The following is a 17552-nucleotide window of genomic DNA, read 5'->3' as shown; positions in this document are numbered from 1 at the left end:
CGCCGGCAGAGACTCCCACGGCTGCCTTCGTTCAACCCGCCATGCCGTGGCCCTCACCACCGCCGTCCCTCCCACCGGCCCGTCTCTCCCCGCTCGCTCCGCCCGGCACCTCCAGGAACCGGCTCACAGCAGCACTCGGCCCACCGCACCTCCCCTCGGCACAACCCCACACCCCGCAGCTTCGTCGTCGGCCGCTCATCCACGCCACCGCGAATCGCCCGTCACAGGCTTTTGGCAGGCACTGCCAAAGCACCCGCCTTTCTCTCGCACACCACGCCGCAACCGCGCCACCGTCAGCCGTCTGGCGCCGGCAACCGACGACGCCTTCGAGGCACAAAACCGGATCCGCCGGCGATATCCCGCCGCCGCCCGGCCGCGCCGGGCTCCGTGGGGTGGGTGGCCGCAGCCGTCGCCGGCGGCGGGCAGCATCGTCGGGCGCGGCGCGTAGGCCGGACATCCCCCATCTAGTTCCCGCCATTTGCCGAAAATGGCCCAGAAGCTCTCCCCTCCGGGCACCCTCGCGCTTCGGGCCATGCCGCCTTTGATCCGTAACCCCACGGCACAGCGGCCCTGCGGCTCGCAACCGCCCGCACCGCCCGCACCGCCCGCACCGCCCGCAACAGTCCAGCCGCATGCGTTCACCGTGCTCGCCGCTCCCACCGGCCGCGTCGGCCGGGCTTCATGCCACACCCACTCTCCCCGCCTCTTTCGCCCCGCCGCCCACCCCGGGGCATGCCACCCGCACCGATACCGCCGGACGGGCACTCACCACCACCGACCCCCCGCCGACCGTCCGCACTCACACATCGCCCGCGCGTCGAGCCTTCAGGCCTCCGCCGCCCGCAAGCCCCTCTCCCCTCTCCCCGCCCCCCAGTTCCCCATCTCCATCGCACCCGCGGACAACCCGTGCGCCACCCACGCCCCTCCCTTTGGTGCCCACCGCCCGCCCAACCCCGCCCCGCCTACCGCCGCCCCACCCAACCCCGCCCCTCTCCTCCCTCATCCCCACCCACCGCCACCTCTCCATCACCCACCGCAAGGCCCACTCCTCCCCGCCGACCCGCCATCTCCATCACCCGATCGGCCCGACCGGCCGCCCATAAGGGCAGCCCTCCTCGGCCACCCGTCCGGGGCCGGAAGGCCGCTCAACCCCCGAAAACGCCGCCCAAAACTCACCCGATCGGATGTATCTGGCGCGGTTCATGCCCGAAAGGCCCTCGAAACCCCTCCCGGAGAGTCCGCGTTGAGTGCACGGATAGTCCCCGAATGCATGCTGGCGACCTGGCTTTGCGACAAATATTCAGCCGGGGAGGCGAACATGAGCCGGGTATCTGTCTACCTACACGCAAACGACCCCATCTGCCGCGCGGGACTGGCGAGTCAGCTCCGACCGCGACCTGAGGTCCTCGTTCTCGACGAGGAGGAATGCTCCGGAGCCGAAGTCGGCGTCGTCGTCAGCGACACCGTCGACCCCGAGTCCCTGCGGGCCATGCGCTCACTGCGCTGCCTCGGCATCCCGCGACTCGTCGTGGTCGCCGGCCGCATCGACGAGGCTGATCTGGTCAACGTGATGGAGGTCGGCGTCGCGGGGGTCGTGCGCCGTTCGGAGGCGACCGCCGACCGCCTGGTCTCGGTCATCACCTCCGCCGCGGTCGGCGAAGGCGCCGTTCCGCCGGACCTGCTCGGGCGGCTGCTCACCCAGGTCGGCCGCCTGCAGCGCCAGGTCCTCGGCCCGCGCGGCCTGGCCTTCTCGGGCCTCGCCGACCGCGAGATCGAGGTCCTGCGCCTGGTCGCCGAGGGCCTCGACACCGCCGAGATCGCCCGCAAGCTGGCCTACTCGGAGCGCACCATCAAGAACGTCCTCCACGACGTCACCAGCCGGCTGCAGCTGCGCAACCGGGCCCACGCCGTGGCCTACGCGCTGCGCAACGGGCTGATCTGATGATCCACGAGGTCGACGAGGCGCTCCGCAAGCTCATCCGGGACGAAGCGCTCGCGGGCACCGACATCGAGGTCGCCTTCGAGGCTCCGACGAAGGACTGGGCCGCGCGGCGCAACGCGCCCACCGTGAACCTGTACCTGTACGACATCCGCGAGGACATGCGCCGCAAGCAGCGCGGGCTGCTCAACGAGTACCGCCACGACGGCACCGTCGCGGCCCGCCACATGCCCCCGCGGCACATGAAGCTGTCCTACCTGCTGACCTCATGGACCCAGCGCCCCGAGGACGAGCACCGCCTGCTCTCGCTGCTGCTGCTCGGTTTCCTCAAGTACGAGGCGGTCCCGCCGCGCCTGCTGACGGGATCGCTCGAACTCCTGGGACTCCCGGTCCCGATGACGGTGGCCCTGCCACCGCCGGAGGACCGCGCGTTCGCCGACGTGTGGACCGCCCTGGGGGGCGAGCTGAAACCGTCGCTGGACGTCGTGGTGAGCGCCCCGATCGAGACCGGCCGCCGTTTCACCGCCGGCCCGCCCGCCGAAGGCGGTATGGCGCTGCGCGTGGAGGGCGACGAAGAGGTCGCGCACCAGGTCCTCGAACCCGACGAGGTCATCGACGCCCCGCGCGTCGCCATGCGGCGAGAGCGGCACCGCTCGTGACGGCACACGGTCGGCACCTCCTGGAACGCCTGGCGTCACTGGAGGAGCGGATCCGGGCGGCGGTGGGCGCGCGCCGGATGACCGACCCGAACCCCGACGACCCGTTCCGCGGGCTGTACCTGTCCGACGCGACGGTCGACGCGCTCCTCGACGACCGTCGCGGGCCCTACGAGGAACCGGCCGACGGCGACGCCGAGGCCGGTTCCCGCCTGGCACGACTGGCGACCGGCGCTCGACTGTCCCCTTTGGATGTCGAGTTGCTGCTGGTCGCCGTCGCGCCGGACGTGGACAGCCGCTTCGAGCAGTTCTACGGCTACCTCAACGACGACGTGACCCGCCGCCGAGCGACGACGGGCCTCGCGCTGCGCCTGTGCGGCCGTCCGGAGGCCGACGCCGAGGGGCGTTCGCGCCTCGCGGCGGGCGCGCCCCTGATCCGCACCGGCCTGCTCACCGTCGACGAACCCGAGCGGCCGTTCCTCTCGCGCACCCTGCGCGTGCCCGACCGGACGATCGCGCACCTTCTCGGCGACGACCTCCCCGACCCCGACCTGGCCGGCGTGCTGTTCGCCGACGACATGCGCGCGCTACCATCCACAAAGGACAGCGCGCGACTGGCTCGCGCCCTGGCCAACGGGATCCGGCTCGTCTACGTCCACGAACGCACCGGCGCCAGCGGACTGGCGTGCGCGGCGGCGGCGTTCGAGGAGGGCGGCCTCGGCATCATCGGCGTCGACGCCGAAAGGCTCGCCACACTCCAGGACGCACCGGCGCTGATCCGCGCGATCGTCCGCGAGGCCGTCATGCGCGGCTGCGGTGTCGCGTGCGGACCGGTCGACGGCCTGACGCCGACGGTGGTCCTCGAAGCCTTCGCCGACGTGCCCGTTCCCTTGGTGCTGTGGGGAACCGGCGGCTGGGATCCCCGCTGGAGCCAGCGCCCGCCACTCCAGTGCGACGCCTTCGCCCTGTCGGCGGCGCAGCGTGCGACCCTCTGGCGTGAAGCCCTCGACGGCCGCGTCGCGCCCCACGTCGACGCCGCCGCCGCGACCGCGCACTTCGTCCTCGGCGCCCTCGCCGTCCGCCGGGCCGCCGACGCCGCCGACGTCGCCGCCCGCTGCGACGACACGACCGTCGACATCGGACACCTGCGCTACGGCGCTCGGGGCCAGAACGCCGCGGGCCTGGAAAGACTCGCCCGCCGCATCGAGCCGACCGTCGAGTGGAAGGACCTCGTCCTCCCCGAGAACGTCCTCGCCGGGTTGCGCGAACTTGCCGCCCGCGCCCGCCACCGCGACACCGTCCTCGGCGAGTGGAAGATGCGACCGGGCGGCGGCCGCGGCCGTGGCGTCACCGGCCTGTTCGCCGGCGACTCCGGTACCGGCAAGACGATGTCGGCCGAGGTCATCGCCACCGGCCTGGGCCTCGACCTGTACACCGTCAACCTCGCCACCGTCGTCGACAAGTACATCGGCGAGACCGAGAAGAACCTCGAACGCATCTTCACCGAAGCCGCCGGCGTCAACGGCGTGCTGCTCTTCGACGAGGCCGACGCCATCTTCGGCAAACGCTCGGAGGTCCGCGACGCCCACGACCGCTACGCCAACGTCGAAAGCGCCTACCTGCTGCAGCGCATGGAGACCTTCGACGGCCTGGCGGTGCTGGCCACCAACCTGCGCGCCAACCTCGACGAGGCGTTCACCCGGCGGCTCGACGTCGTCGTCGACTTCCCCGTCCCCGACGAACCGCTCCGGCACGCGCTGTGGCAACGATGCCTCGGCGACAAGCTACCCCGGTCGTCCGAAGTGGACCTCGACTTCCTGGCGAACTCCTTCGAGCTCGCCGGCGGCCACATCCGTTCCGCGGCGATCACCGCCGCCTACCTCGCGGCCGAGGCCGGACGCCCCGTCGTCATGCAGGACGTCATCGGCGCGGTCGCCCGCGAATACCGCAAACTGGGCCGCATGTGCCTTCCCCGCGAGTTCGGTCCGTACCTGGAGTTCGCGGCGGTGTAGCTGCCCTAACGGGCAACCCCGGTTGCCCGGACAGCAGGTCGGCCGCCCCTTGTCGCCGAGGGGCCGCCGACCGACGCTTCAATTGGATACGCGCGACCCGGGAGGGGACGACGACGATGCGTGGACACGAACACGGCTTCGAAGGCGAACAGAGCTTCCGCCCCAAGGGCGATCGCGTGGAGGCCACACCCGACCACGAGATGATGGGCCAGGCCGCCGTCAGCGGGCGGCCCGACGTGCTCGGGAGCCATGGTCTCCTCGGGCTCCAGCGCGCGGTCGGCAACGCCGGCGTCGGCGCGCTGATGGAGGAGGAGCGCTCCCCCGTTCACGACGTGATCGGGTCCGGCGGGAACGCACTCGACACCGACACCCGCGCCGACATGGAGGGCCGCTTCGGCGGCCAGGACTTCGGCGACGTGCGCGTCCACACCGACGGCGCCGCACACGAGTCGGCGAAGTCGGTGAACGCGCAGGCCTACACCGTCGGCTCGAACATCGTCTTCCAGCAGGGCAACTACAACCCCGGCTCCGACAGCGGCAAGCACATGCTCGCCCACGAGCTGACGCACGTCGTCCAGCAGCGCAGCGGTCCGGTCGACGGCACCGACACCGGCGGGGGCGTGAAGGTCAGCGATCCCGGTGACCGCTTCGAACGCGAGGCCAGCGCCAACGCCGACGCCGTCATGTCGGCCCCGGCGCAGACTCCCGCCGCCGCAACGGGTCCGGCCGCGGCCGTCCAGCGCTGCGGCGACGCCGGCCACTCGCACGGCGACGGCGACGGCGCCGACGTGCAGCGGGTCGTCGACGTGCAGCGCGAGGAGATCCCCGAGGAGGCCGAGCCGGAGCCGACCGCCGCGCAGACCTACGTGCAGCGCGAGGCCGAAGAGGAGAGCGAAGAGACCGGCTGAGCATCCACGGCCTGTGGACAACTCTGTGGATCGCGCCCGTCACAGACGAGCGGAAGGGCGGCTCCCCACCGGAGCCGCCCTTCTCAACGCCCGCCTCAAACCACGGCCACCCCGCCCACCAGGGACGTTTCCGCACCCAGCGCGGGGTAGTCGGTGTACCCCTCGTCGCCGCCGACGTACATGAGGTTCCCGCGCAACTCGTTCAGCGAAGCCCCGGCACTCAAGCGCTCCACCAGATCCGGGTTGGCCAGAAACGCGCGCCCCAGCGACACCAGGTCCGCCCCCGCCTCCAGCAACCGCTCCCCGGCCGCCTTCCCACCGTCGGCCGGAAGCCCTTCCCCGGGCAGGACCGGGTTCGCGATCAAGGTCCCCGCCCAGTTCGCCCGGATGGCGGCGAACACCGGATTGCCCGGATCGGCGTACACCACGTGCAAGTACGCCGGCCCGACCTCGGCGAGCGCGGGGACGAGCGCGTCGTAGATCTCGGCGGTGTCACCCTCCTCGATCCCGTTCACCGTCAGCCCCGGCGACACCCGCACGCCCACCCGGTCGGCGCCGATCGCGTCGACCACCGCGGCCACGACCTCGACGGTGAAACGAATCCGGTTGGCCACAGACCCGCCGTACTCGTCCGTGCGTTCGTTGCTGCCCCGCGCGAGGAACTGGTGCAGCAGGTACCCGTTCGCCGAATGCACCTCCACTCCGGCGAATCCGGCCTCGACGGCGTTGCGGGCCGCCGCGGCGAAGTCGGCGACCGTCGCCCGGATCTCATCGACGGTCATCTCCCGGGGCACCACCGTCGGCACGTGCCCGCCCTGAGTGAAGATCGTGCCCGGCAAGGCGATCGCCGAAGGGGCGACCGGCACGTGACCGCTGTTGTCGGGATGCCCGACACGGCCACCGTGCTGCAACTGGAGGAACATGCGCCCACCCGCAGCCCGCACCGCGTCGGTCACTCCCCGCCAGCCCGCCACGTGCTCGGGCCCGTAGATGGCGGCGGTGTTCGGATACGTTCGCCCGACCAGGTTGGGCGTGCTCGCCTCGGCGATGATCAGCCCCGCCGAAGCCCGCTGGGCGTAGTAGGTGGCCATGATCGGCTGGGCGACGCCGTCCTGGGACGCGCGAGTTCGCGTCATCGGCGCCATCACCAAGCGGTTGGGGAGGTCGAGTCCACCGATGCGGGCCGACTCGAAGAGGCTGGATTTCGCTGCCGTGTTCGTCATGCCGGTACCGTAAATCTTGACACCGGTGTCAGGTTCAAGGGCGAAGAGCGACGTTGTGAGGTACGGCATGCGAATCGGCGAACTGGCGAAGCGAACCGCGGTGAGCGAACGTTCCCTGCGCTACTACGAGAAGCAGGGACTTCTCGTCTCCACCCGCACCACCGGCGGGCACCGCGACTACAACGAACGGGCCGTCGACCGGGTCGTGCTCATCCAGGAACTTTTCGCCGCGGGCCTGCACAGCAAGAAGATCGGGCAGATCCTCCCCTGCATGCGCGACACCGACGGCGCCCCCTCCGAGATCGCGACCCCGCGGCTCGTCGGCGAGCTCGTGACCGAACGCGACCGCATCAACGGCCTGATCGCCGACCTGATCCGCTCCCGAGATGTCCTCAACGACGTGATCGACCGCGCCGCCGTCGTCATCGAGATCCCCGACTCGCCCCTGGCGGTGACCGCAGGCAGCCACCACAGCGCCCCGGCCGCAACCTAACCCCCACCACTCCCCGCCGCCCCCGACTCCCCGGCCCGCGGCTCCCCGGCCCGCGGCTCCCCGGCCCGCGACTCCTCTGCCCCCGACACCGGCTCCTCGATGGGGAACATCACCGGGCTGAGCAGATACTGCGCCCTCTCCGGCGACGGCTCGTTCGCCAGCCGCGGCGCGATCGCCCGCCGCATGTCCACGATCAGGTCGTCGAGCTCACCCGGACTGAGCCACACCGCGTGCTGCCGGTAGCCGACGCTGTCGGCCACCTCCTCCGTGCGATCCAAGTACGCGTTGAACTCCGCGATCAACGTCGCCATCGCCGCCGCGAAAATCCGCCGATGGTCCTGCCGCGACACCGCCGAGACCTCATCGGCGCTCACCGCCGCCACCTCCCGCCGCAGGCGGAAACGCCGCTCCACCGCCCCCCGCACCCGCTGTTCCCCCTCGACCTCCAGGACCCCGGCGTCGGCGAGCAGCCCGACATGCCGGTACACGGTCGCCTTCGAGACATCGGGCATGCGCTCGCAGAGTTCCGAGGTCGTAAGGGTCCGCCCGCCGGTCATGGCGTGCACGATGCGCAACCGCACGGGATGCGCGAGCAGTTCCAGCCTGTCCACCGCGGCATCATCTCACAGTGCAACCGTTCGCACCATGATACTGTTCGCAACTCATGAACAGTGACCCACAAGCCGCCGCCACCACCGCACAGGAGCACCCATGCCAACTCACCACCCCACCAACTCCGACGCCCCAACACCACCTCCGCTCGGCGAACACGTCACCGTCGACGGCCACCACCTCTCCGTCCACAAGTCCGGCACCGGCACCCCGAGCGTCGTCTTCCTCCCCGGCGCGGGCCTCACCGGCCTCGACTTCCTCGACGTCCACCAACAGATCGCCACCTCCACCACGTCGGTCGTCTACGACCGCGCCGGCACCGGCTGGAGCTCCGACGTCCCCCTTCCCCGCACCCCCGACCAGGTCACCGACGAACTCCGCGCCCTCCTCCACGCCGCCGACGTCCCGGCCCCCTACCTCCTGGTCGGCCACTCCCTCGGCGCGTTCTACGCCCGCCGCTACGCCCAGCGCTTCGGCGACGAGGTCGCCGCCCTGCTCCTCCTCGACCCCGGCCACGAGGACATCCTCGACTTCATGCCGCCCGAAGCCGCCGGACTGAACGAGAAGCTGAAACTCGACCCGGCGACCCTGCCCGACCTCACCGCCGAACAGATCGACGCCGCCAGGACCCAGTACCGCGCGCTGTACGGGACCTGGCCGGAACCGGTCCGCGAGGCCCTCATCGACCACAACCTCGCCGCCTGGCGCACCCAGTTCCACGAGACCGACAACTTCGAAGGCGCCGTCTACGACCAACTCCGCGCCGGCGGCGACCTGCCCGACATCCCGCTGATCGTCCTGACCGCCAAGGGCCGCAACCACTACTGGGCGCAGGTCCTGACCGAGGAGCAGATGCGCCAAGCCCATGATGGCGTGAACGCCATGCACGCCGCCCTGGTCGCGTCGGTCCCCCACGGCGAGCATCGCGAACTCGAAGGCGCCTCCCACCAGTACCTCCATATCGAGCAGCGCGACGCGGTCGTCGAGGCGATCGGCGACCTCATCGTCAAGGTTCGCGGGCGCCGGTCGGCCAGCTGAGAAGCCCTCGTCTGAGCAAGGAGGCACTGACTCTCGCGGCCGCCGGATCCCTGTCGCCGCCCCGGTAGTGCCGACGGCGAGGAGACAAGCGAGACTCCAAGCGCGAGGTGCGGCTCACCCCCGAGCCGCCGGACGTCCACGATGGAGTAACAGCCATGGAGATCACGCCTGAGCGGGGTGTCGAACTCGTCAGCCTCGGCGACCGTCGCGCCGACGTCGAGAAGCGCGTCGGCCCGCCCGCCCACGGACCGGGCTCGGCGCCCGGGGTGTACGAAACCACACCCCTGCTCACCGTGCACTATCTTCCCGACGACACCGTCGAACTGGTGGAGATCGGCTACAGCGGCGACGGAGGCGAGGAGGTCGAGTTCGACGGCGTCCGCCTGACCTATCGCTTCCTCGACGACGTGGTGGCCGACCTGAACGATCGCGGATATACCTGCACCCCCTCCGACATCGGCTTCGACTTCCACGCGGGTTTCTCCGTGTGGTCCATGCATTCGCTCTGGGCTCGCGACCTCGACCCCGGTGCGCCCGAGGACGACGATCGCGCCATCTGCGAGGGCGTGTCGGTGGCCCCGTACAAGTACTTCGCGGAGCCCGGCGAGCCCGGACGGGAGTGAGACGCCCGCAGACGTGATCGGTGAGTCGGCTGCCTGAACCGCGCCGCCGGGTCAGCCGGGAAGGGCCGGTTCGCCCCACGGTGGGGCGAGGCCGGGTCTCGACCGACGCGGATTCGACTGACACCGCCGATTCACCCCGACTCACCTCCGCGATCGAGGGCCTCGAAGTCGCTGAGGCCGGTCTGGTCTGCGTCTACGGCCTCACCGTCGGGACAGGCAGGGTCGACTGCGTGGCCAGGCTCGACGTCGGTCAAGGCGGAGCCGTCCGGTGTGGCGCCGCTGTCGCCGCCGAAGGATTCGAGCCCGTCCGGTCCGCCTTCGGCGGGCTCGGGGTCGAGGCGCGATCCGCCCGCGAACGCGGAGCCCACGTCTGACCTGTCCGCGGGCTCGGCATCGTCGCCGTCCGCAGCGTTCGGCCAGTCCTCGACACCGTCGCGCCACCTCGTGTCGCCGGACATCCCGGCGACCGCCTCGTCGACGGCCCGACCGGGCAGCGGCCGTGTGAACACCTCACCGACCGATCCCGTCCAGACCATCCCGCCGTCCTCGGGGTCGCGGTGGACCGACCACTCCTCCGAGTGGGCGGCACTATGGTGCCGCGGGCACAGGTGCACGAGGTTGTTCAGGTTCGTCTTCCCGCCCTGTGCCCACGGGACCAGGTGATGGGCGTGTGCCCGGCGCCAGGACACCGTGCATCGCGGGAACATGCAGGTGGGTTGCTCGATCGCCAACGCTCGGCGCAGCGCGGGCGTGACGAGCCGCTTGGCGCGGCCGACGTCGAGGACGCGGCCCTGCGCGTCGAGGACGGCGGGCACGAGCTGGGCATCGCAGGCCAGCATGCGCGCCGTGGCGACCGGAAGCGGCGCGCCTTCGAGGTCGGCCCAGAGCCTGGTGAGGCGCCGCTCGCGGACGCCGGCGGCAGGCAGGGTGGTCACCTCGGTGGTGAGCGCACGGTTGTCGATGGTGACCACGACCGTGGGCACCCCGCGAGTGGTGACGGAGCCTCGCGACTCGGCCATGTCGCGCAGGGCGTCGGCACGGCGCTGTCCCGCGCTGCGGGCGTCCGTGGCGCCGTCGGGGGTCATGAGCTCTTCGAGAGCGGAGTGGACGCTGGCGCCCGCGAGCGGGTCGAGCAGGCCTTCGAGATGCCATGATCCGTCGAGCGTCGGCGTGAACTGCACGTGCCGCCGTTCTTGGAGGCGCGCGAAGTCACGGGCCTGGCGCTCGGAGTCGACCCGGTTGAGGAACTCCTTGACGGACCGGGTGACCGACGAGACGGGTTCGCGCTCGGCGAGTTCGGTGAACACCTCGTCGAGCGTCCACAGCGGTTTGTCGGGGTGGATGTCGGAGGGTACGGGCTCGTCGAACTTGTCGGTGAGTGCGGCGCGGTGGCCCGCCGAGGCCGCGCGCAGGATCGGCGCCGCCTGGTCGACGGTGATGGCGCCGGTCGTGATGGCGTAGGCGACGGCGGGCAGGAACTCCAGGTGCGTCGCGGCCAGCTGCCAGAGCTGTGCGCGGTACTTGGCCATGCCCGCCTTGGCGATCAGCCAGCCGGCGAGGGAGCCGTTCCATCCTGCCGACGCCAGGGCGCCTTGTTGGTGGATGGTGGCGAGTTCGCCGATGATCTCGCCTTCGGTACGGCGGACTTCGGCGAGTTTGGTGAGGACGTCGGTGGCGAGTGCGGGAGAGTCGGCGAACATGGCGCGGCCCTTTCGATCCGGTCCAATGCGGAAGTCGTTCACCCATCGCATGGCCCGAATCGGTCGAGCCGTTCATTACGCCTGTTTCACGGGGTCGGAGGGAGCTGTGATTAAAGAGTGACTTGCTGTTACCGATTCGAACAAGTGTTTGTGAGTTGGATCACTGGGGAGAGTTTCGGCAGAGGCAGAAGGGGTGGCCGGCGGGGTCGGTGAGGACCAGCCAGCCGTACCCTCGCGGTCCCACGTGCTCCTCTACGAGGGTCGCGCCCAGCTCTTCTGCCTGGGCGCGCGCGGCGGCGAAGTCGTCCACCTCGAAGTCGAGATGGAACTGCTGCGGGCGCACCGGATCCCCCCAGACCGGCGGGACGTGGTCGGCGGCGCGCTGGAACGCCAGCGCCACCGACCCGTCGCCTTTCACCGTCATCCACTCCTCGTCGCCCGACACGTCCGTCCAGCCCGTGAGGGCGGAGTAGAACGCCGCGAGCGCCTTCGGGTCGGGGCAGTCGAGGATCACATCGCTCAGTCGGATCATTTCCTCACGGTAGCGACCGCGACCCGCCCGAGCGTGCCTAACCGCGCACCTGCGCCCGTCCTGTGGGCACGACCCGGATGTGCGTGGGCACGTGCGCGGGGACGGCGTCGGCGACCGTCGCCGACAGCCTCGCGACGTCCACGGCCGCCGCGGTCGTGACTCGCACCAGGACTTCCACCGACGGCGTCGGCGATCCCGGCATGTCCCCATTGGACGTCGCCGACCAGGAGGAGCCGCCGTTGTCGGTGATCTCGACCTCGCCACCGGTCAGGAGTTTCACGTGCGCCGCGAGGCCCTTCTTGGTGCCACGCCAGCGATGCAGCTGCACGGCGTGGCGCACCAGCTCGCGCCGCCGGTCGAGGCTCCAGCTGTCGTCTATCGGCAGCGCGACCCAGTCGGCGAGCCAGTCGACGATGTCCTCGGGCGCGATCGCGGGGTCGAGGTAGGCCTCGAAGCAGTCGAGCGTCGCGAAGATCGGCGCGAGCACGTCGTCGAGCGCCGAGGTGAAGCGCTGCGCGAAGCCGTCCTCGGCGTAGACGGCCGGCATCGCCTCACCGATCGGGTGCGGCGTCGGCAGCCCGGAGATCCCGTTGCGCATCGTCACTCCTCGGTGATGCGGACCTGGTGCCCGTACGAGAACACCAGCGCGTGTGGTGGCAGGTCGAGGCGCTGCACGGCCGAACCGCGCTTGCCTGTCGCCGGATCGGCGCCGAACAGGCGCACGTCCTCGACCAGGTCGACGCCGGAAAGCTGCTGCAGCACGGCGAATATCTCGCCCGACTGCACCGGCCGCCCGAACGGCCAGCCGCGCCCGTCGGCGCCGCCCTCGATCGGGTTGAGGTACCGGTAGAGCGCCTTGACCGCCCTGTCCTGCAGCGCTTCGGGCGAGCTGCGGCGCTTCGCGCGAAGCTGCGCGACGACCGTGACACCCTGGTAGAACGGCGGCTCCACCGAGATCCGCGACCCCAGGCACCGCCGTTCATCCAAAAAGGACGCAATGCGCGCGAGGGTGTCCTCACCCGGTGACAACTGGTTGATACCGACGTTGTGGGAGTCCGGCACGGCCGGGACCACCAGCAGCCGCACCGCGCCGGGATCCTCGGTAACCGGCACACAGCGCACGCGGGCGAGGTCTGGCGCGGCCTCGGCGGCCAGCTGCTCGTAGTCGTCGACGGTCACGGCACGCTCGCGGGTGCGCAGCATCAGCGGGCCGCGGATCGACGCGTCCTCAACGGATTCGCCGTCGACGCCGCCGTTGGCGGGCCTGCGGTTGGTCACCGTCGACACGAACGGAACCGGATCGCGCTGGACCCGAAGGAGATCGCGAGCGACGTTGCCTGCCCGGCCACCGCCGGTCAGGTACTCGGGAGCGCGGACCGCCGAGCCTTTGGGTGGCACGGCGCCGTAGTGGCGCAGGCTGCCGTCCGGTTCGCGGACGGCGGGACCGAACACGACCTGCCCGGCCGTGCGGTCGATCTGAACGTGCCGGTCCTCGGGTCCGGAGCGGGCGAAGGAGCTGACCTCTTTCCACTCCTGCCAGCCTTCGGGCGAGGAGACGTCGACGTTGAACGGCGCCTCGGTCGCCACGACCGGGCTGTGCGCGAGCGGGAAGCGCTGCCCCGGCGTCCCTTCGGAGATGCCTACGATCTCGTTGCGGACCAGCTGGGCGTGGACCGCCGACACGGTGCCGCCGATGGTGCTGGCGGTCGCGGCGGTCAGCTTCGGCGGTGCCTGGTAGAACGGCTGCCCCTCGGCCGGAGTCGTGAGCCTGCAGCGGATCCAGCCCGCCCGGCGGCTGTCGACCACCGACGGCGTGTGGGTCTCCGGGACGTGCAGGACCACGTCGCCGGCCTTGTTGAAGCCACCGGTCGTATCGCGGTCGACCTCGCACGGCGACCAGCCGTGCCCGTTCCACGCCTCCCACGCCAGCGGCGGGTCGCGCGGGTCGACGCCGACACCCTCCACATTGCACTCCAACCGCAGCAGGATCGCGCAGTTCGGGACGGCGTCGGAGAGACCGAAGATGATCGCGTCGCCGATCGTCGGCGTCGCCTGGAAAGCGGGCAGACCGGAACCGGTCAGCAGGTCGCCGGTGCGGTCGACTGGCCGGCCGCCATTCGCGGTGGTCAGGATGTTGCCCAGCGAGCACGGGACGATCGCGAGATCCTTGCGGGTGCGAAACACCACCGGCTGCTCGGTCTCGGTGTACGGCGTGGCGACCTGTGTGTCGGACGGGACGTTGACGACGGCGTCCTGCGCGGCCGAGAGCCAGAACGTCACGTCACCGCGGGCTGCCGTGGGCGGGAACAGCTTGACGCCGATGAGGTCCAGGAAGCGCAGGTAGTGCAGCGACGGGACCTGGTTGACGCGGTAGAGCAACTGGTCGACCATCATCGCGAAGGTCTCGATGAGCGTCACGCCGGGATCGGACACGTTGTGGTCGGTCCACTCCGGACACTTCTGCTGCACCATGCGCTTCGCTTCGTCGACCAGGTCCTGGAACCGGCGGTCGTCGAGGTTCGGTACGGGCAGGGTCATCGCTCACCGTCCTGTGCGGGCAGCTCGGCGGTCTCTTCCGAGGGGATCATGTAGAACGGGAACACCAGGTTGCGCGGGTCGTTGGTGCCGCGAACGCTGTAGAGGATGTCGATGAGCAGGCGGCCGCTGTCGACCTCGTCGAAGTTGACCAGCACGTCCTGCAAGGTCACGCGCGGCTCCCAGCGTTCCAGGGAGACCCGGACCTCGTAGGCGATCCGGCCCGCGGTCGCCGCGTCGGCTGGCGCGAAGGCCAGGTCGTGGATGGCGCACCCGAACTCGGGCCGCATCGGGCGCTCACCCGGGGCCGTGGCCAGGATGAGGTGGATGCTCTCGACCAGCTCCCGATCGCCCTGTACGAGCGCGATCGAACCGGTGGCGTCGGTCCGCAGGGGAAAGGCCCACCCCGCGCCGATGAACTCCTCGGCCACCTCAGCCTCCGATCAGCACAGTCGGGCAGCCCGGCGGCAGGATCGGCGCGCCGCAGGCGGACATGTCGCCGACCCTGGCGGCGGGCTTGCCGCCGATCAGCACCGTCGGGCAACCCGGCGGGATGATCGGTGTCGGCGGGTGCGGTGGCGGGGGCGGGAACGAGCAGGCGTGCATGTCGCCGACCGTCGCGGCCGGCATTCCTCCGATGAGGACGGTCGCGATCCCGGGGCCGGTGATGACCCCGGGATGAGCGGTGCGGTCGGTGACGCGGGCCGCGGCTGGCATCGCGGTCCCCCTTTCCTTGTGCCGGTGGGTATGTCAGTTGATCCGTACGATGGCGCCCTTGACGGTGACCGGGCCGCCGGCCGAGAACTCGGCCTGGGCCTGACCCGCGACCTTCACCTGCGAGCCGCTCACTTCGACGGACTGCTGGCCGGTGACCTTGACCTGGTTGCCCTTCATCTCGAGCGGTCCGGTGCCGGCGTCGATGGTGATCCCGACGCCCTTCACCTTGATCTCGCCCGGACTGGTCAGCTCGATCGCCTTGCCGACCTGGTCGAACTTCAGCAGGATCTTCTTGTCGCCGGTAGACAGGAGGATGCCCTCCTTGCCCTGCGCGTCGACCAGTTCGAGCCGGTGGCCCTTGCGCGACACCAGCGCGCGCACGCCGATCTCACCGCTGGCGTCGTCGATGCCGGGCGCCGACAGCGCGGGGACGGTGTCCTTGCCGTTGTGCAGGCCGCCGAGAACATAGAGGGTGTCCATGTCGTTGTCGCAGCGGCCGACCAGGACCTCGTCGCCGACCTCCGGCAGCAGCCACGAACCCCGGTCTTTGCCGGCGCTTAGCTGCACGGTCCGCGCCCAACCGGACGTGAAGTCCTTGGCCAGCCAAGGAAAGGTCAGCTTCACGCGCCCCAGCTTCAGCGGATCCCGGACGTCGGAGACGATTCCCGGCATCAGGCTCGACACGCCCGTCGGACCCCGGCCGCCGGAGACCAGGCCGTAGAGCGAGCGTTCCTGCTTGTGGGACACCGTGAAGGCCGTCGTGTAGCCCGCCGACTCGCTGAACAGGTGACGCGTGCTCGTCAGCGTGTACTTCCCGACGAAGGGCTCGCCGACTCCCGCGAGAGAGACGTGTGCGCCCGGCCGGAGTTTCGGGTTTCCCTTCGCGACACCGTCGAGCTCGGCGCTGGCGCCGGCCAGCTGATCGGCGAGGGCCTTCGCGGAGGCCTTGACCTCACCTTGGCTGTGATAGGCGGCGCTGGTGCTCAGATACGGTGGCGCGCCGAACTTCCCGGCCATGCCGACCGGGTCGAGACCGGCGACCTCGGTGCCGGCGGGTTTCGGCGTCTCGGTGGCCGTGATCTCCTGCTTGTGCTCGAAGTCCCAGCCGCGAACCTCGACGCTGGGAACCTGCTCGGCGGCGGTGATCGCCGCGCGCAGGGAGATCAGGTTGCGGTTCGCTTCGAGGACGAGCGGGTCGGTGGTGGCCAGCGCCGAACTCGGCGGCGCGCCGGTCGGCGGGTCGGGGAGCCTGAAGTCCAGTTTCCCTTCAGAGCAGGAGATCTGGGCCCCGACGAGGTCGGCGAGGCGGGCCAGGAACTCCCAGTCGCTGACGTTGTCCTGGCTGAACTGCGTGTGCTGCTTACCGCCGACGCCGGAGACGGCGTCGATCGTGCCGACGGGGATGCTGGCCCGGCTGGCGACTTTCCGGACGATGTCGGCGATGCCCATGTCCGGGTAGGCCGCGACGCGGCGGCCGCGGTAGAGGCGGTGCGCCAGGTCCAGTCCGCGGACCTCGGTGAAGCTTCCCGCGGCGTCGAGGTCGAGCTCGATGGCGGTGACCTCACCGGTCAGCAAAGCCTTGGGGCCACCGGGTTCGGCGGTGTTGACCTTGACGGCGAGCTTGGCGCCGACCTTGAACTTGCCCTTCTGCAGCGCGAGGCGCTGCGGGTCGCGAAACCGCAGCGCGCACGTGTCGGGCAGGTTCCGGCTGGCGTCGACGAACGCGTAGGTCATCAAGGAGGCGACGTCGGCGGGCAGCGCCGTCCCGTCGACCTCGACGATCAGCGTGTTCGCGAAGCTCTCATTGGCCATCGCCGTCTCCGGGCAGTTCGTCGGCGGCGGGCACGAGAAGCCTGGTGCCGACCGGAATCCGCATCGGGTCGGTGACGCCGTTGGCCTCGGCGATGACGCGCCACAGCCCGGCGTTGCCGTAAGTGCGGTACGACAGGGACTGGAGCGTGTCGCCGGAGGTCATGATGTGCGCGCGGCGGGACGTACGCGACCCGGAGGTCGGGTTCTGTCCACTTTGCTCACCCGAGATCTCCTCGAGGTTCACCGTGCACACCGCGCGGACCGGCGTGCCGCTGGGCGTGAACAGCGTGTACTTCGCCGTCACACTGCTGACGTACGAAGGGAATCCGGTCATCGGGCCCCAGTGGAAGATGACCCACGGCGGCGAGCCCTTCTTGGCCAGGCGGCTGGCGTCGGTCGGCACGCAGCAGTTGAAGAGCTTCTCGACGGCCTGGACCACCTTGCTGTCCATCTTCTCGGTGGCGTCGAAGAACATCTCCAGCGTCAGCTTCGCCGGGTCGGAACCGGTGAACTCCGGGGGACCGGACTTCTTGGCGTTGCGCTGCGCGTCGCGCTTCCACTTGGCGTTCTTGGAAAGGCTCAGTTCCTTCGGGTTGAACTGGAAGTCGATGCGCCCGATCGGGCCGCCGGGCTGGGCGGTGCTGCCGTCGGCCGGCGGCTCGCGAAGCTCCAGGTAGGCGCGCTGGAGACTGGACGGCGTTCCGCCGCCACCACCGCCGCCCGCGGAGGTGAAGGTGACCGGTGAAGTCATG

17 protein-coding genes are annotated in these 17552 nt (G+C 70.6%); 7 read left to right on the top strand and 10 right to left on the bottom strand.

What is annotated here, in order from left to right; translation table 11 throughout:
- Nucleotides 1-1318: 1318 nt before the first annotated feature.
- The 4 genes from AB0I28_RS05065 to AB0I28_RS05050 all read left to right on the top strand — a co-directional run bounded on the left by AB0I28_RS05065 (nt 1319) and on the right by AB0I28_RS05050 (nt 5515).
- Nucleotides 1319-1942: a response regulator transcription factor gene (locus tag AB0I28_RS05065; protein WP_357489600.1), complete on the top strand. Its 624-nt coding sequence runs from the start codon at nt 1319-1321 to the stop codon at nt 1940-1942.
- Nucleotides 1942-2598 carry a DUF4255 domain-containing protein gene (locus AB0I28_RS05060; RefSeq protein ID WP_357489597.1) on the top strand — a complete coding sequence of 219 codons (657 nt, stop codon included), beginning with the start codon at nt 1942-1944 and terminating at the stop codon, nt 2596-2598. The genes AB0I28_RS05065 and AB0I28_RS05060 overlap by 1 nt, the downstream gene beginning before the upstream one ends.
- The gene (locus tag AB0I28_RS05055; protein ID WP_357489593.1) at nt 2595-4607 is read left to right on the top strand and encodes an ATP-binding protein; all 2013 of its coding nucleotides are present in this window, start codon (nt 2595-2597) and stop codon (nt 4605-4607) included. Before AB0I28_RS05060 ends, AB0I28_RS05055 begins: the two co-directional genes overlap by 4 nt.
- Before the next feature lie 116 nt (nt 4608-4723).
- Nucleotides 4724-5515 (top strand): DUF4157 domain-containing protein, encoded by a 792-nt coding sequence (locus tag AB0I28_RS05050; RefSeq protein WP_357489590.1) that lies wholly within the window; start codon nt 4724-4726, stop codon nt 5513-5515.
- Nucleotides 5516-5610: 95 nt separating this feature from the next.
- Here the strand turns inward: AB0I28_RS05050 and AB0I28_RS05045 are convergent, their stop codons facing one another.
- On the bottom strand, nt 5611-6738 hold the full coding sequence (locus tag AB0I28_RS05045; RefSeq protein ID WP_357489587.1) for an alkene reductase: 1128 nt from the start codon (nt 6736-6738) through the stop codon (nt 5611-5613).
- Nucleotides 6739-6805: 67 nt separating this feature from the next.
- Between AB0I28_RS05045 and AB0I28_RS05040 the strand changes: the two genes are divergently transcribed.
- A complete protein-coding gene (locus AB0I28_RS05040) occupies nt 6806-7231 on the top strand; it encodes a MerR family transcriptional regulator (RefSeq protein WP_357489583.1) in 426 nt (141 codons plus the stop codon).
- Here the strand turns inward: AB0I28_RS05040 and AB0I28_RS05035 are convergent.
- Entirely contained in the window at nt 7228-7842 is a 615-nt protein-coding gene (locus tag AB0I28_RS05035; protein ID WP_357489581.1) for a helix-turn-helix domain-containing protein, read from the bottom strand. The genes AB0I28_RS05040 and AB0I28_RS05035 overlap by 4 nt on opposite strands.
- 100 nt (nt 7843-7942) lie before the next feature.
- Between AB0I28_RS05035 and AB0I28_RS05030 the strand changes: the two genes are divergently transcribed.
- Both AB0I28_RS05030 and AB0I28_RS05025 read left to right on the top strand, forming a co-directional pair.
- Nucleotides 7943-8881, top strand: coding sequence for an alpha/beta hydrolase (locus AB0I28_RS05030; protein ID WP_357489579.1), 939 nt, complete (start codon nt 7943-7945; stop codon nt 8879-8881).
- A gap of 155 nt (nt 8882-9036) precedes the next feature.
- The gene (locus AB0I28_RS05025; protein ID WP_357489577.1) at nt 9037-9504 is read left to right on the top strand and encodes a hypothetical protein; all 468 of its coding nucleotides are present in this window, start codon (nt 9037-9039) and stop codon (nt 9502-9504) included.
- Between the two features lie 131 nt (nt 9505-9635).
- Here AB0I28_RS05025 and AB0I28_RS05020 read toward each other — a convergent pair whose 3' ends face one another.
- From AB0I28_RS05020 to AB0I28_RS04985, 8 genes are all read right to left on the bottom strand, one after another.
- The gene (locus tag AB0I28_RS05020) at nt 9636-11204 is read right to left on the bottom strand and encodes a DUF222 domain-containing protein (protein WP_357489575.1); all 1569 of its coding nucleotides are present in this window, start codon (nt 11202-11204) and stop codon (nt 9636-9638) included.
- A gap of 160 nt (nt 11205-11364) precedes the next feature.
- Nucleotides 11365-11736, bottom strand: coding sequence for a VOC family protein (locus AB0I28_RS05015; RefSeq protein WP_357489573.1), 372 nt, complete (start codon nt 11734-11736; stop codon nt 11365-11367).
- A gap of 37 nt (nt 11737-11773) precedes the next feature.
- Complete coding sequence (locus AB0I28_RS05010; RefSeq protein ID WP_357489571.1) at nt 11774-12334, bottom strand: phage tail protein; 561 nt, start codon at nt 12332-12334, stop codon at nt 11774-11776.
- A 2-nt stretch (nt 12335-12336) separates the two neighbouring features.
- Entirely contained in the window at nt 12337-14274 is a 1938-nt protein-coding gene (locus tag AB0I28_RS05005) for a putative baseplate assembly protein (RefSeq protein WP_357489569.1), read from the bottom strand.
- Entirely contained in the window at nt 14271-14702 is a 432-nt protein-coding gene (locus AB0I28_RS05000) for a GPW/gp25 family protein (protein WP_357489567.1), read from the bottom strand. Before AB0I28_RS05000 ends, AB0I28_RS05005 begins: the two co-directional genes overlap by 4 nt.
- A gap of 1 nt (nt 14703) precedes the next feature.
- Nucleotides 14704-14988: a PAAR domain-containing protein gene (locus AB0I28_RS04995; RefSeq protein WP_357489565.1), complete on the bottom strand. Its 285-nt coding sequence runs from the start codon at nt 14986-14988 to the stop codon at nt 14704-14706.
- Between the two features lie 33 nt (nt 14989-15021).
- On the bottom strand, nt 15022-16800 hold the full coding sequence (locus tag AB0I28_RS04990; protein WP_357489563.1) for a VgrG-related protein: 1779 nt from the start codon (nt 16798-16800) through the stop codon (nt 15022-15024).
- A complete protein-coding gene (locus AB0I28_RS04985) occupies nt 16790-17551 on the bottom strand; it encodes a LysM peptidoglycan-binding domain-containing protein (RefSeq protein ID WP_357489561.1) in 762 nt (253 codons plus the stop codon). The genes AB0I28_RS04990 and AB0I28_RS04985 overlap by 11 nt, the downstream gene beginning before the upstream one ends.
- Nucleotide 17552 lies beyond the last annotated feature (1 nt).

The organism is Phytomonospora sp. NPDC050363 (genome assembly GCF_040655735.1).
Lineage (GTDB): Bacteria > Actinomycetota > Actinomycetes > Mycobacteriales > Micromonosporaceae > Phytomonospora.
This window is presented reverse-complemented; position numbering and strand designations above follow the sequence as displayed.